This window comes from Geoalkalibacter sp. (genome assembly GCF_030604225.1).
Lineage (GTDB): Bacteria > Desulfobacterota > Desulfuromonadia > Desulfuromonadales > Geoalkalibacteraceae > Geoalkalibacter.
On record NZ_JAUVWH010000075.1, the window covers coordinates 1 to 15,536 of the forward strand.

A 15,536-nucleotide genomic window follows, 5' to 3' on the forward strand; every position below is an offset into this window, starting at 1 on the left:
CCTGCGGCCTCAAGCACGCATTGGGCACGAATGAAGGTGCCGTCCGGCGCCGTGGTCTCGCCATCTGCGGCATAGAAGAGCGCCTCGACGATGTTGCCATCGACAAAGCCTGCGGTGGGGTCAACCAGATCAGGCAGACAGGGAGCCTGCTCTACCAGGACGCCATTCGGATCAAAGACGTCGCACAACTGAACCCGCAAGCCGTTGGCATCCTCAAACCAGAGAGGAAATCCCGTTACGTCGCTGACCGGCCCAACATCCGCCAACTGGGCGCTCGCCGGCTGAGCAAAGCCGAACGCCAGAACCAGCGCTGCGACCAGCAGCCATAATTTTCGTGCATGTTTCGTGATTCCCATGATGTGACCTCCACGGATAGATTCATTGTTTGGCAGGGACGTTGCCGAAGACTCGAAGCACCTCCTTGCGGCGCAAAAAAGATTAAACGCTAGATTTTTATTACAAAACAGCAACTTATGCCATTAACCCAGAATCATACATGGACTATACCTGATCGTTTTCGTTTTACAATGGGGGAAAAGGAGAAAAACAAACTTGATCAGCAATATTTTTTTCTTGTTATTAAAAGAAACATAAAGGGGACAGGCTATCGAAAGCAGCCTGTCCCCTTTTGCTGTCTTTTTATGGGGGGCCGACACATTATCCCTCCCCCGCAATTTGGTCGTTCTAGATTCGATCAGTTGGCGCGCTTGATGAAACCCGCGCTGCCGTTACGGCCGACAACCAACGGTTGAACGTCGTTGTTAAGCCCATTGGCCTGGCTCACGGTCGTGAAGAGCGTGGCAGGAGTCGTTCCGTTCCACACCGTGGCCAGGTCGGGGGTGCCACTCCAGCCTGCGATGCGGCCATTGTCGTTGATTGCTACCGCGCTGCCGGCGGCCGCAAGCGCGACAGGGGCCGCGGCAACCCCTTGGTCGCTGACGGACCAGGAGACCGGCGCCAGGGTGTCTTCGTTTTCACCGACCACCTGGCGGGCGCTGTTCACCGCATAGGCGATATGGCTCGCCCCGAGATCAATGGGCGCGTAGATCCCCCCGCCGTCGACCGAACGCCACAGGGCGGCGTGCAGGGTGCCGTTGCCGGCCTCGGCCTCACCAACCACCAGGATTTCCGCCGCGCCAACCCTTGCAATGCCGTTGGCGGCGTTGAAGGGGCTGAGGGCCGCGCCATTGGCGAAAATATTGACCGGCAGAGCCAATGGGGCAGCGACGAAATCGCCGTTGCCGTCGGCGCGCCAGACCACGGCCCGGGTGATCCCGGTGGCATCCACCGCCGCACCAGCGATCAGTGTCCCGTCCGCGCTGACGGCATAGGCCGCGTAATTGCCCGCGGCGGCCAACTGAGGAAGCTCAATCGGCGCGCCGCTACCGTTCGGCCAGCGTACCGCGACCAGGCGGGTGCCGTCATCGGCCTGTCCAACCGGGGTGCCGTTTTCGTCGATGGCGAAGGCCGCCGTGAAGCCGTTGTCCACCAAGGGGACAAGGGCCATCGGGGCTACGGCTGCGGCGCCGGCGGCATCCACGGTCCACAGGGCAGCGCTGAATGGGCTGCCCGCCGTCACTTCGGCGACCCCGATCACGTCGAGATTGTCATTGATGTCGAGGGCGGTGGAGAAGTTGGCTGTCACCGTCGCCCCGGTGCCGTCGATGACCTGATCGACGGCGATGCCGCTGCCGCCTGCCTCAAGCGCGCCGGGCTGCGGTGCGGCAGGGCTGCTCCCGCCGCCCCCGCCGCAACCGGCCAGCAGCAAGGTTGTCACGGACAGCAGACTGAAGTATTTCAACGTTGCTTTCATTGATGCCTCCTTGCTCAGCGCACTTGCAGCGGCTGGATGACGGTGGTCGCGTCAGCCGAGTTGGAAACCAGGGTGACGTCAGTCAGATTGGCGGTCGCCGTGGCGCGGAAGCTCCAACGGCCGGTGTCACCAACCACGGCGGTGCCGATCGGGGTGCCGCCGGCGGTTTCGCCCGGGTAGATGGTCAGAATGCTGCCGGGGAAATTGCTGGTGCCGCGCAGATCCAGTCGCAGCCTGCGGGTATCGAAGCGGCTGCGGTCCACGGTGATGTTTTCGATCGGGACGATGGTGACCGTCACCTCGGCCGGACCCGAGGTCAGCACCGTTCCCTCGACCGTTTGCGAAACCTGATAAGTGAAGGTGTCGGTTCCACCCGCCAGAGCTAAACCGGCATCGGGGGTGTAGGTGATCTGATCACCGGTGGCGACGGCCGTGCCGTCGGCCGGCTGAACTGCCACGGTGACGGTGGCGCCCCCCTCAACGATGTTGAGGTCGTTTGCCGTCACATCGATGACGAAGGGCTGGGGATCCGCCATGTTGAAGGTCACGGCATCCGCGACGGCGATGGGCAGGGCCGCGTCGATATTGAACTCGAAGGTCAGTGGGTCAAAGACCTTGCCCGACACCGCGAACAGCGGCGTTTCACCGATCAGCTCCCAGTCGCCGTTCTCGACAGTGCCGCCGACCAGCCGCTCGACCCTGAAGATATTGCCATTGGGCCCGCCGACCACCGTGTGGGTGGTGTTGGGGTTGCCGATGAAATAGTTGAACAGCCCGGCGTCCGCATCATGCACGGTGACCAGCTCCGGTTCCGGATAATTGGCGCCCAACTCCTCGGGCGGCAAGGTGGCCGGATCGACGAAGGTATCCCACTTGAGAAAGGTCGGGCCGACACCGCCGTAGAGGGTGCCGATATGGGCACCGTCCGGATCGGCCAGATCGGCGATGCCGATGTCCATGCCGAAACGGATCCGGTCGAGGCGCTCGGGATCGCCCTCCAGAATGCGCTCGCCGTAGGGATGGGTCACACGGTAGGTGGCGACCGGCTTATCATCGTCGAAATCGAAACGGATACGCTCGCGGGCGAAGGAAATCTGATTGCCGTCAACCAGGGACTCATCGCCGCCGAAGGTCGACTCCAGGGCGAATTCCACCGTATAGGAATCGTCCCCGTCATCGAAGGTTGCGGAGGCAAAGTACCAGAAGCCCTCGCCGCCCGTCATCAGCGCAACCTGACCTTCGGCGATCCCGTTGTCGGGGTTGGGGTCGACTTCGGTCAGAATGATGGGATCGGAGATGCACATGGCATCGCCCGGGGGGCAGAGGGTCAGCTGCAGACCGCCCTCAGGCGCTTCAACGGTGCCGATGTTTTCCTGGTACCAGTGCGGATAGCCCAGCGAATAGTCCTCGCTGTAGGCGGCGCCGGCAACGGCCACCAGGGGAGGCTGGACCGGTGGAGGCAGGAAATAGTCGGTACGGTTCACCGGGCCGACGGCGAACAGGTTCGGCACAGGCGGTTCAGGCCAAATATGAGCGGTCGTCGCAACGCTCGCGTCGTACACCTTACCCATGACCAGCCACTGGTCGTTCTGCAGGTCGATGCCGCTGCCCTCCGGCCCGACCACCCGGAAGATGCCCCCATGGGGTCCGCCGACGACCGTGCTGGTGGTGTTGGGGTCGCCCACATACTGCTCCAGGACGGTGTCGGTGGGCTCGCCGGTCACCGGATCCAGGGCCCGCACCTGCAAGGAGGTTTCGTCCTGGTAGTTCGGCCAGGTGAGGAAGGGCCCGAAGGGCGCGTTCAGCGTGCCGGCGAACGCCCGATCCGGGAAGAGGAAGTTGGCCGAGCCGATGTCGGACGTCATGTTGATGCCGTCTTCCTCGGCGCCGACAGCGACCTCGAAAACCGCGCTGCCATAAGGGTGGGTGATGGTATAGGTGCCCGCCACCGGAGTATCGATCCGGATTCGGGTCCGGCCGAAAGTGATCTGCTGGCCGTTGATCGGCTCTTCGGCGCCTCCAAAAGTGCTCTCGACGGCGAACTCGATGGAGGCGTTGCCGCCGCCGGGCATGGGAATAATGGAACTGGCCATCCAGTAAAAGCCCTCGCCTGTCAGGACCAGATCATTCGTTGGATTGCCGTCACCATCGACATCCCAGGGGTCATATATACAGAGGTCCGGGCGACTGGCATTGCCGGCCGGTGGGGGAACGCAGAGCTCGAGCCGCAGCCCGTTGAAATCCTGGTAATAGGCGGGGTAGCCGTGGGGCGCGATGGACGGCCCTACCGCCTGCAAGGCAGCCCCGGCCGGCGCCGCTCCGGCCCAAACCAGTCCCAGTACCGCCATCAGAAACATCAAGCGTAGTCTCTTCAGCATAAATTAATCCCCTTTTTCTGCCGATTCATAGGTTGTCAAGGAAAAGCCTAACCCCTGTTTGGCGACAATTTTAGTCAACTTTCGAAAGGTTAGCACGAAAGCCCGGACTGTCAAAATTATTCTTTATTATTTAACAACATAGGCTCAAGGCCAACATGCGGCCGAGAATCCCCGCAGCCTGAAAGCTTGCCCCCGAGGCCGAGGGTTGCGCCATTGCCTCGGACGCGGATCAATGCTTATGCGGCGGCGAATCATACCCCTCCGCCTTCACCTTGGCCTGAAGAGCCAATATATAGTTCACCATGTGCCAAACATCCTCGGGTGATACTTGAGGAAACCCCGGCATGCCCAGTTCCGTGCTGCCCTTGGCGATTAGCCAGTACTTTTCCCCCGGTCGGTACTGCTCGCTGTGGGCAAAATCCAGAAAATCCGCGGGAGGCTTTTTCATCGTAGCGGCGGCAGGACCATCGCCACGGCCCAGCCTGCCGTGACAACCGGCGCAATGCGTGGCATAAAGATGCCGGCCGCGCAGAAGGGACTCCTGACTGGCGATGACGGGTGTGCGCTCCATGATCCGATACTCTTCGGGTACGGACTCCTTGAACGTGGCTGCTCCCGTCGCCGCGTCCTGGTGATAAGCATGGTGGTCATGGTGATCGTGGTTTTGAGCGGTACTGGAAACCGGCGCCAGAAAAAACAGCAAAAACAGGCAATGCAAGGCAAAGCGCTGACGCACAAGGCTGAGATGGCTACTGTTCGGATTCATACCGGCTTCCCCTTCCAATGGCGTTCCCCGGGACGGCTGGGGCCGTGCCGCCCCGGGGCATGTTGATCACTGCGTCACGGGCAATGCGACGACCGCCTGGCTCAGCGCGATGCCGACAATCTGGTCCACGTCGTTTGCACCATAAGCCTGACTGAAAGCCGCCTCGGTCAGCCCCTGGCTGTCGGTCGTATCCAGGGTGTTCCAAACGATGGCGCTGTCCGAACCGCTCAGCGCATTCGAATAACCGACGATTCGGTCATTGTTGGTGACGAACTGCGCCGAGGTCGCCGCCGGCAAGGTTTCCCTCAGACTGCCGTCGGCATTCCACACCACGCCGCGCACCACGCCGCTCTCCAGTTCGACCTCGCCGACGATACGCCCGTCGAGATCAACGCCGAAGGCCACGCTTGAAGACTGATCGAGGATGGCTGTCAGAGGTTCGGGCGCTTGCCCGGCCACAAACACGCCACCTTCGCCGGGCGCCCAGACCACGGCCTGCGCATCGCCGTCGGCATTGCGCGATTCACCGACGATGAGTCCCGCGTCGCTGATGTAGTAGGCGGAACTGAAAGAACTACCAGATGCGCTCAGGTGCCCAAGAATGATGGGTGCGGATGCGCTGTCCGGCCAGTAAACCGCAAGGCTGTCGCCCTCGGCATTCGTGGCCTCGCCGACGATTTCACCGCTGCCGTTGACGGCATAGGCCGCGCTGCTGCCATCAGGCAGACCGGTCAGATTCAGAGCGGTCGGCAAAGTGGCGCCGGCGTTCCAGAAAACCGCAACGATGCCGGTCGCCGTTTCCGATTCACCGACGGTCATGCCCGCAGCATTGATGCCATAAGAAGCGCTGTACAAGGCATCATCGCCGCCCAGAGCTTCCAGCATCACGGCCGTCGTCGGATCAGTCACATCCCACATGACTCCCTTGACGGTGGTCCCATCATCGGCATATCCAACGGCCATGCCGTCAAGATTGATTGCGATGCCCGCGCTAAAGCTTCCACCGTCCAAGTTGGCCAGTTGAACAACCTCGAAGGTCGTATTGGTGACCGGCGTCGGGTCATCCCCAGGACCCGGCGCACCACCTCCCCCGCCTCCACCCCCACCGCACGCGGCGAGCGAAATCGCCAGGGCCGCCATCAATCCCATTATTAAGAGTCTGAACTGTTTCATGGTGCTACCTCCTTTATCCGGCACATTGCGTTGTTTTGTTTCTCGATACAAACATCTAATCCATTAAGGCTGATAATGAAATTCGGCGTTGCTCATACCCTCGGGCGCCAGAAACGGCCGCAGGGGAGGCAAGCCTTGAGCCTGTCGCCCGGCCGCACCCACGGCGGGTATCTCCATCAGGTTGTCGGCCAGAAGCCTGGTCCGTTTGGGATTGCCGGGTATCCGGTCGACATGCCCATCAGCGACAAATAATTGCGGATGATCAAACGGTGCCATTTCCCAACGGACCCGCTCGTCCGTCAGCGACAACAGAAAATCGATCATTTCGCGCTGCGCCTCCTCATCGCCCTGAAGAGTGCCGATGGGATTGATCGCCGGATCGAGATCCGCAATGTTTTCAGCGGCAAAATTGCCGCCGCGGGCATAAAAATCGACAACCTGCATCAGCGTCACCATGCCCCCGTGATGCATATACGGGCCGGTCAATTCAACGTTCCGCAGCCCAGGCGTCTTGAAAGCCCCATTGACTGCCTGACGCGTTACCGTATCGACGACCACAGGGCAAATCGTGGGTGGGTCCGCCAGAAAATCATTGATGCAACCCGGCTGCGCGACCGGCTCGAAGGGCATTTCGGCGCGCTCGAACCACTGGCCGGTAAAGGAGACCGGCAGGCTCTGGCCGTTCAGCGTGACGCGTCGGCCGCGGCCGGGATCATCGCCGGTCGGCGTTACGCCGATGTTGTAGAAACCGATGTCGTAATTGGCCAGATTGCCGTCCGCCATGGCCATCAGCTCAATCAGGCCGGCCTCACCCGGTGCACGGGCAAAGCTGACGGACGCTCCGGTGAGTTCCGGTCCGATGTGACATTCCAGGCAGGCGGCTCCACCGGACTGGAAAATCCCCCAACCGCGCTCGGCGCTTTCGCTCAGGGCCGTCGTATCGCCCTGGAGAAAACGATCAAAAGGAGTCTGATCGGCGACCAGTGTGGACTGATACATCTGCAACGCTAAACCAAAAAACAGCGAAAAATTTCGTTCCATCTGGCTGAAACCATCGATGGAGTCCGCGCTGTTCCAGAATTCCGGATGAAAAGCGGCTTGAATCAGCGCGCCGTAGGAAGTGTTCAAGCCCTTGCCTGAGGCGTCGCGTAAGGGCGCCAGGCGGCTGTCCTGGGGATGCACGTCCTGCTTTGCCAAAGGCCGCAAGCTCAACATTTTGCGGCCGATCGCCGGCCAGTCGCGCCCGATCCACGACATCTCCCCGGTGTCCAAGGGTGGCCCAACCGCCTGCGAGGCCAGACTGGCGTTATCCAGGGCAAATGGGTTGTTCTGGAGGTTATCGGTCAGACTGATGGCCGCCAGGCCGTTTCCGGTATTGAGGTAAACGCGGGCCTCAGTATCCATCACGCCGAAGGGGTTGACCCCGTTGAAAAAATGATTGGCGCGCCCATCGTGGAAATTGGCGAAATTGAAGACCGCATTGATCACCGTCGGGGCATTGCGGCCGGTTGATTGCCGCGCATTGCGTCCGTTGCGGGAAAACGTGTCGTCGCGCACCAGCCGACCCGGCTCAGCATCGCGGCCTTCGATGAGGGCAAGGGCCCGGGTGCGGTTGACGCCCTGGGCACCGACACGATCATCGCGCCGCAGGGTGCGCAGCGATGCCGGATCATCCGGCTCGGCGAACTGCACAAAGGGAAAATCCTCAAGGCTCAATTGGGCATTGGCCGTGTCGCCTTCGGCAAAGAGCCCGTCGTTGCCTGGATGCAGCGTGTTGCGCGTCCGGGCATCGGTTCCTGCATGGAAATGGCAGGATGCGCACGCCACGATCCCGTCGCTGCCGAGTTGCATATCCCAGAACAGAGCCTTGCCCAGTTGGATGGCGGCATTGCGGTTGGCGACAAAGCGCGCCAGATTGCGCGGCTCGGGCACGGCTACCTGGCTCAGGGCCACTGGTTCGATTTGCGCCAACAACGGAGTAACCCCAACGCCCAGCCACAAAGCTGCCGTCAGTGAAAGCGTGGTAACGATGCATCGGTTGAGCAGTTTCAGGGTCATGTAACCTCCCTCGACAGGCCTCAGCCTGGTTGGACGGACGTGATGTTGATCGGCACACGCAGGGTGCGCAGCAATGCGTTGGTAATCCAGTGCCGGAATTCGATCTCGACAATATGCTGGCCGATGAAGGTTGCACTGCTACCGTCGATGAGGATATCCCAGCGCTGAGCAGTGGTGAACATGAACTGATGGCCGATACTCGCCAACGAAAACGGCTGCGAATAGGAACCGAATTTGCTGCGTCCCAGGGTCCGGCCATCCACCGCCGTCACGGTGCCCTGCAGGCTGGTGGGAAATTTCCAAACCTGGGTGCAGTAGGAGGCGTTGAGGGCGCGCACCAAAAGTCTCTGGTTGGTTTGAATGGTTGCGCCGACGGCTGTAATCAGGTTTTGTCCGTCATCCTCGAAAGGCGCCGCCACACCGCTGACGACAAAAACATTCGGATTGAAATCGTGCAGTCGCGGGTTGTTGTCTATGTCGTTGATGGATATGAAACCGGTGCGAGCATCTGTATCGGGAGCCTGAATCCCGGCGGCGACATCGCTGTTGCCGATAACCGGCGTCCCGTTGAAGAGAGGATCGCCGACATCCGCGCCGTGCCAGCGCGTATCGATATCATCGGCCACCCAGATCGCTTCGGCATCATAGCTGGTCGGGGTATCACGCATCAGCGTCCACCCGGGGCCGCCGTCGGTAAAGGGCGCGCCATCCACATCAGGATCGACAATGAGCATCCCATACATGCCCATTTCAAAGTGCAGCGTGGTGTTGCGGTGACAGTGATAAAAATAGGTGCCGGCCTCGGCGGCCTGCCACTGGTAGGCATATTGCCCACCGCCGACTTCAAATGTCAGATGGCCAACGCCATCATTGGCGGCCGTCGGTTCAATCCCGTGGTGATGAATGGTATGCGGCCCGCTGCGGCTCCCCATGATGGTATGAACAATTTCGCCTTCCCGGACACGGATGGTATGGGCAGGCCAAGCATCACGATCGGCACCACCAATGGCAATGCCTCGATCAATCCGCCGCTCAAAACTCCACATTTCGACAGCCGCCGTACCCCCGCCGGCGAGGGGGACATTGATTTGCTGGTCGTGCAAGCCGCGCCGCTCAAAAATCGCCTCCGCGGAGGGCGCCGTCAGATCCGGGGTGGGGAGATCATTAACACCACCTACCAAGCCTACCAAGTTATTGAGATAGCCTGCAGAAAATAGTTTTGCCGCCCGAACCGCATTTGCCCTAGTAAAACCTGGCACCAGACTCACTGCATCTATCATCCCGTCGGTGGTCGGCACATCACTGGCAAAGCCTTCGAATTCCGCAATCTGCTCTTCATCAGCGGGATCGAAGGGAGTACTTATATCGCGAGGAATGAATTCTGCCATGACGTATCTTCTCCTTTTTCAGGGCGTTTTTACTTAGCCTTAACTCATCACCGTCGACGCAATGGCACCGTTCGGCCAGCATGAACAATCGAGGCATTGAGCGGATCATGATGCATCATGGTGATGAAACGGCTCGTTAGCGCCTTCAATGCCCTACCGCGGAAACTGAAACGGCCTTCGGCATCAACTTGAACCTGATTGCTGATCGTTGGACCTGCCGTATCGGCGTGAATGTCGAGCACCAGATTGGGCACGGAACAGCGACCCTCAACGATCAATTGACCAGTTTTGACGCGTATCTCGGCCTTGTTTACGAGAATAACGGCCGTCGCGGGATTAGTAGGGTCAAAAGCGCCGTCAATCTGCCAGTGGGTGGCGATGCCCTGCGGATAGTTGCCGCCGGCCGCCGTGTTGGATATCTCGTTGTGGTCGTGCATGGGGTAGACCAACGGGAACAGTTCTTCGTTCGCGCCCACTGCCGCCCGATCCCAGAAATTCGCCGGGATATCCGGCGGGGCGATGAAGGGGTGCAGCAAGTCCTTGATATCGCCCGGCGCCATCGCCCAGGTGTCCACCATGGTCAAGTTTTCGAGAATGCGGCGCGACCCGGAGATATTGGCCTCGCTCAAAGGATAGACATGATTGCCGTGAATATGCGGCGAATGCCACATCAGGCCCGGATTGAGGCAACGCAAGACCAAGGGCTGCCCGACGGTGCCGCGAATGGAAATGTTGCCTTGGGCATCCGCCAACCCGTCGGCGAAGGAAAACTCGTTTTCGTGCTCATGATCGCCACTGCCGCTGTCCCCTCCGCCGGCATCAGCCAACTCATGGGCATGCTGCGCCGAGAAAAAGCCGCTCTTGCCGTTGAGGGTGTAATACTGGGGCAGGAAATTGCCCAGGAACTGAGCGGCCGGCAGAGCTGAAGCGCTTGACGTTGCGGCTACTGCCTTGTCGGGATCGATGACGTTGAACACCCAAACCACGTTGCGGTTGGGATCCCAGGGGTTGCCGGGGAAATGATCCGTCGTGCCGAGGTCGTCAAACAATCGCCGGACGGAACTTGACCCAGACAGGCCGCTGTAAGGCGTACGGCTTTCAATCGGGTTGGGCAGTACCACCAGGGCACCATGCAGCCCCATTACCCGATTGACCGGCGCATTGAGCGGATCGAGATACATGTAGGTCCCGGCCGCCGGAGCATCGAACTCGATATGGGCTTCACCGCCCTCGGGGATGGTGACCTGATTGACGGAATTGCCCATGTGCTCCAGGGTCACGCCGGGAATGGCGAAGCCATGTGCCCCGCCCTGGGTGATGTGGTTGGTGATATGCAGGCGGATGCGATCGCCTTCCAGCGCCACCAGCGTCAATCCGGGGATGCGAGCCGCTCCCAGGTGGCCGCTATCGTTGCCATTTGAGTCGCCATGGCCGCCGATCATGAAGGCCCACATGGGAACCACCACGCCATCCACCATCTCGGCATCGGCCTCGACCATGCTGAGCGCCAACGTATCGCTGTCGAGGCTCGACGCGAAGGCCTTCGAGCCCAGCCGGAACATCGGCCAATCCGCCATACTGCCGACCGCCACGACCGTCAGGCCGGTAGCGCTGAATTTAAGAAAGTCTCGTCGTTGCATAGCTGCCCATCCTTTGCTGTTGATCCCTATTGACACAAAAAAAGACCGTAATCACTTGCATAAATGTCATCGCTCGGCTCATCGCCGCATCAAAGGAACACCCAACACGCGCACGCCATTGATCGATTCGGCACTGACATTCGGCAGGGCGCCCGGGCTTTTCAACGAGGGCCCGGTGAATCTCCAGAGGCCTTCCACCACCGGAGCATTGCCGATGACTGGCCGCAGCAACTGTCCGCGGATTTCACCCGCCGGAACCGCCTGGGTATGCACGTTGACATAGGTATTGCCGCTGAGAATCGCATCAATGGCCTGAGCGAACGTCAGGCCCGTGGGTGCCAGGCTGAAGGAGGTCAAGGCACCGGTTTGCGGGCTGGTAAATTCCCCGAACAAATTATCGAAGAGGGTGAATAGAATCGGCCCATTTTCATCCGTCGCCCCTAAATGGATATGCGCGGCGGTTATCGTGGTGACCGGCAAGGGCTCGACGTTCAGTAAAAATTCGACGGCAGTTTCCGTCACCCGCAGGGCGGCACTACCGCGCGCATCACTGACGACTGCGGGGATCTGCACTTCCGCCTCGGGCGTCAGAAACGTGCGCGGTCCACCATAAAGAGTGATGACGTTTCCATCGCTGTTCGAACTGGTGCCTTCGACCTGCCACTTGCCGGTACGCACGCGGAAATCAGCGCGACCAGCCTGCAGATCTTCCACCACGATGCTCACGGTTTCCGAGAGAGAGATCAGGCCGCCGGTATCCTGCACCACGTAATCAAAGGTATCGACACCGGTGAAATTCAACGGCGGCGTATAGAAAAAAGTGGCTTGCCCAGTGGGAATGGCGGTCACGCGGCGCACCGTGCCGCCCATGGCGGTCGGCAACGTCCCGGTCAGAATCGGCATTCCGTTGAGGTTAAGGGCGGTCCCGCCCGTCAACGGATCGGCGACGGCAATGGCCTGCGGGTTGATGCCGTGCACGTTGTCGACGGCAATGGGATCGAGATGATCGAAACCGTTAGGAAAGACGTTGATGGAACGGCTGCGGTTAATAGCCGTACCGACGACGATATCCGGCTCGGCCAGAGGCGCCAGATTGGCACCGTCATTGAAGATTTTGCCGAGGATCTGAAAATCGGCGAAAGTGACCGTATTGTCGATCAAGCCGTCCAGACCGTCGGCATCAAGGAAAAAACCAGCCGGAGGATTCATAAGAGTGATTTCAAAAAGGTTCACGCCGTTGAGGCCCGCCGTCACCGGCTGAAAAACATCCAGCGTCAGCGCGGGGTTGAGTGGGTCGGGGGCAAAAGGCAGGCCGATATAGGTGGCGTCGCCAACGGTAATAGGGCCGCCGATAAACGTCGCAGGATCACCGGCGTCAAAAACACCGCCATGCCCTAACAGGGGAACCAAGAAAGGCCCGATGGTAGCGCCGTTGCTGTTCACCACCCCGGCGGCGTCGCCGTCGGCCGGGTTGAAGGGATCGGGAACCACAAAGGCATCGCCAAGATCCCGCATGGATACCAGAAAGTTCTGCGCGTCGGCAACCCCCAGATCCTGGGTCTGGTTTATGGCACGCACGCCGGGAATAGCCACCTCGTAATCGAAGGACCCGAAAGGATGGGTGACACGATAAGTTCCCGCCACCGGCAGATCGATACGCAGACGAATGCGGCTGAACACCGCTTGAATGCCGTCGGCCGTCGGTCCTTCATTGGCAAAGCTCGCCTCCTGGGCCAGCGCCAGCAAGGCGGCGTTGGTCAAACCATCGCTGCTAACAAAAGTGCCGGCGGCCACCGCGCTCCAATACAGGGCTTCCGCCCCGAAATTGCCCGGAAAGGACACGGGCGCCCCTAACTGAGGAGCCGCGACTTCGCAAGGGGCAACAAAAACACCGGGTGCAACTTCCAGAGACCTATCAAGGCATAATTCCAACTTGAGGCCGTTTTCATCCTCGTACCAGAGGGGAAAACCATGGGCGAGACTGACGGCGACCTGCGCAGGATCACCGCCGGCCAGCACCGCGGTCAACTCGGGCGGAACGCCATCCTGCAAACCCGACACCGCCTCCAGCGCCGCCCCGGCGGGCGCCGCCACCAACAACACGAAAACAAGACCCATAAGGCCTTTGCGCCATCTGCCCTGAAAATTCATCTCAGCCATCCTGACCAATAAGTTTACACGTCAGCAAAATTTCTTATTTTTATTGAACCATACAAAGAACCTTTGTCCACCCTCCGGACAGGAAAAGTTTTCTTTACACTCTAACCAGTGCATTCAAGAATTTCTTCTCGGCCATCTGATTGCAGATTAAAACAGCGTGTAAAAAAATATCCATGGGGGCAATCCCCCAAATCATGGTAGGAAATTCTCTCTCCGGGCAAGGCGGCGAGGAACAAAGGCGGGCAAATATCAGAAAAGCGGTAGAGATAGTAAAGGGTTGGGGGAGCGCTAGAACTTCCAGCTTTCGGGATCGACCACGCCGATGCGGATGGCGTATTTGACCAGTTCCACGGGATTGCTGAAGCCGAGTTTGCGGATCACCGCGCCCCGGTGTTTTTCCACGGTCTTGGCGCTGATGCAGAGGATCCGGCCGATCTGCTCGGTGGAATTGCCCTGCACCATGAGCAGGAACACCTGTTTTTCGCGCTCGGAAAGCGCGTCGTATTCGCTGTTGGGCGCGGCCGGCTGGTCCTGGGCGAGATAGGATTCAATGACGTCGGCCTGGATGCGCCGACACAGAAAGTATTGCCCCTGGGCGGCGGCGCGGATGGCGGTGAGCAGATCCTCGCTGGCGCCGGCCTTGAGCACGTAGCCATGGGCGCCGGCCCGCAGGGCGCGATGGGCGTAGAGTTCCTTGTCGAACATGGAGAGGATCACCACGCGGGTTTGCGGCACCGCCTCGCGCAGCAGGCGGGTGGTGTCGATGCCGTTCATGCGCGGCATGGCGATATCGAGGAGCACCACGTCGGGCTTGAGCCGGCGCGCGAGTTCGAGCACCTCGACGCCGTCGCCGGCCTCGCCCACCACCCGCAGGTCGGCCTGGGTTTCGAGCAGCAGGCGCAGCCCCTCGCGCATGATGGCATGATCGTCGCCCAGCAGGATGCGGATCATGGCTTCTACCCTTCCTTCAGGGGGATCACCGCTTGGATCAGGGTGCCCTGATCCTGGGTGCTGTCAATGTACAAACGGCCACCGACCAGGGCCAAACGCTCGCGCATGCCCGGCAGGCCGACGCCGCCAATGATTTTATCCGCCATGCTGGACGGCTCATCGACCTCGAAGCCCTGGCCGTCGTCGCGCACGCTGAGGCGCAATTCCTGGGCGCTGCACAAGAGTTCGACCTCAACGTTGCCGGCGCGCCCATGACGCACGGCGTTGCACAAAGCTTCCTGGCAGACACGGTAGAGCGCGGTGTCGAGTTCGGCATCGAGGCGCCCCTCGCATCCTTGGCTGGTGAAATGCACCCGCGCTTGAGGGAAGCGGTTGCCACACTCGACGACCAATTGCTCCAGAGCCCCCACCAGACCCCGCCGCTCAAGATCCGGCGGCCGCAGGGTGGTGACCACTTCATGCACCCGCGCGCGGGTCTGGTCGACCAGCTGATCGAGGCGCTGGGCCTGTGCGCGAATTTCCGGGCGCTCGGCGCCGGGGGTGCGTTCGAGGGTCGCCACCGCCAACTTGAGAGCGGCCAGGTACTGGCCGGCATCGTCGTGCACATCGCGCGCCAGGCGCTCGCGCTCGGCTTCAGCCACACGCAGAATCTGACGGCTGAGCCGGCGGATTTCGCCGGTGGAGGCTTCACGCGCCCGCCAAAAGGGGCGGTAAACCAGGAAATAAACGGGAACCAGGGCCAGCAGCAGCACCCCGGCATCGAGAAGGGATCGCGTCCAGGGGCCGAGGGGACGGTAGGTTTCCAGCAAAAAATGCACGCCTGTTTCCCCGACGAACACCGCGAGGGCCATTACCAGCGCCAACTTGGTCGGCGAGACAACCGGCGCGCCGGCCGCACCCGGCCCCCCGCTCAACCTTCCTCGGGCTGTCGGGGTTCCGGCGACGCGGGCGCGAGAGAAAGAAGACTTGATCATCTGCCCAATGCCCTTTCATGACTCCCTGGGCTTAGGTATATCAAAAAAATGAACGGAAGGAGACCGGGGGTTGAAACCCCCGGCTACAGGCGCGCCGCCGCTCAGGCGACTTTTATCCTTGCGCCCCCGGAGGGGGCCGAAGGCTTGTAGCCCGGCCATTCATGGCCGGGTGATGGGCAAAATAAATTTATCGTCGCGTAGCGACCGAAAGCATGTAGCCGTGGGTTTCAACCCA

10 protein-coding genes and 1 pseudogene are annotated in these 15,536 nt (G+C 60.6%); all 11 read right to left on the bottom strand.

All coding sequences use genetic code 11. From position 1 onward, the window contains the following. Positions 1–356 (bottom strand): annotated as a pseudogene (locus QAT43_RS09350) (hypothetical protein); the annotation flags it as partial. A gap of 338 nt (positions 357–694) precedes the next feature. Continuing rightward, complete coding sequence (locus tag QAT43_RS09355; RefSeq protein WP_305042798.1) at positions 695–1,813, bottom strand: hypothetical protein; 1,119 nt, start codon at positions 1,811–1,813, stop codon at positions 695–697. Between the two features lie 14 nt (positions 1,814–1,827). After that, positions 1,828–4,170, bottom strand: a complete 2,343-nt coding sequence (locus tag QAT43_RS09360; RefSeq protein ID WP_305042807.1) for an Ig-like domain-containing protein — start codon at positions 4,168–4,170, stop codon at positions 1,828–1,830. A gap of 250 nt (positions 4,171–4,420) precedes the next feature. Beyond that, positions 4,421–4,957, bottom strand: a complete 537-nt coding sequence (locus QAT43_RS09365) for a c-type cytochrome (protein WP_305042799.1) — start codon at positions 4,955–4,957, stop codon at positions 4,421–4,423. Between the two features lie 66 nt (positions 4,958–5,023). Then, positions 5,024–6,130 (bottom strand): hypothetical protein, encoded by a 1,107-nt coding sequence (locus tag QAT43_RS09370; protein WP_305042800.1) that lies wholly within the window; start codon positions 6,128–6,130, stop codon positions 5,024–5,026. Between the two features lie 63 nt (positions 6,131–6,193). Next, on the bottom strand, positions 6,194–8,188 hold the full coding sequence (locus QAT43_RS09375) for a cytochrome-c peroxidase (protein WP_305042801.1): 1,995 nt from the start codon (positions 8,186–8,188) through the stop codon (positions 6,194–6,196). Between the two features lie 20 nt (positions 8,189–8,208). After that, entirely contained in the window at positions 8,209–9,576 is a 1,368-nt protein-coding gene (locus QAT43_RS09380; protein WP_305042802.1) for a multicopper oxidase domain-containing protein, read from the bottom strand. Between the two features lie 47 nt (positions 9,577–9,623). Beyond that, complete coding sequence (locus QAT43_RS09385) at positions 9,624–11,216, bottom strand: multicopper oxidase domain-containing protein (RefSeq protein WP_305042803.1); 1,593 nt, start codon at positions 11,214–11,216, stop codon at positions 9,624–9,626. 78 nt (positions 11,217–11,294) lie between these two features. Continuing rightward, complete coding sequence (locus QAT43_RS09390; protein ID WP_305042804.1) at positions 11,295–13,367, bottom strand: CHRD domain-containing protein; 2,073 nt, start codon at positions 13,365–13,367, stop codon at positions 11,295–11,297. 297 nt (positions 13,368–13,664) lie between these two features. Further along, a complete protein-coding gene (locus QAT43_RS09395; RefSeq protein ID WP_305042805.1) occupies positions 13,665–14,327 on the bottom strand; it encodes a response regulator transcription factor in 663 nt (220 codons plus the stop codon). 5 nt (positions 14,328–14,332) lie between these two features. Further along, positions 14,333–15,241 carry a sensor histidine kinase gene (locus QAT43_RS09400; RefSeq protein WP_305042806.1) on the bottom strand — a complete coding sequence of 303 codons (909 nt, stop codon included), beginning with the start codon at positions 15,239–15,241 and terminating at the stop codon, positions 14,333–14,335. Positions 15,242–15,536 lie beyond the last annotated feature (295 nt).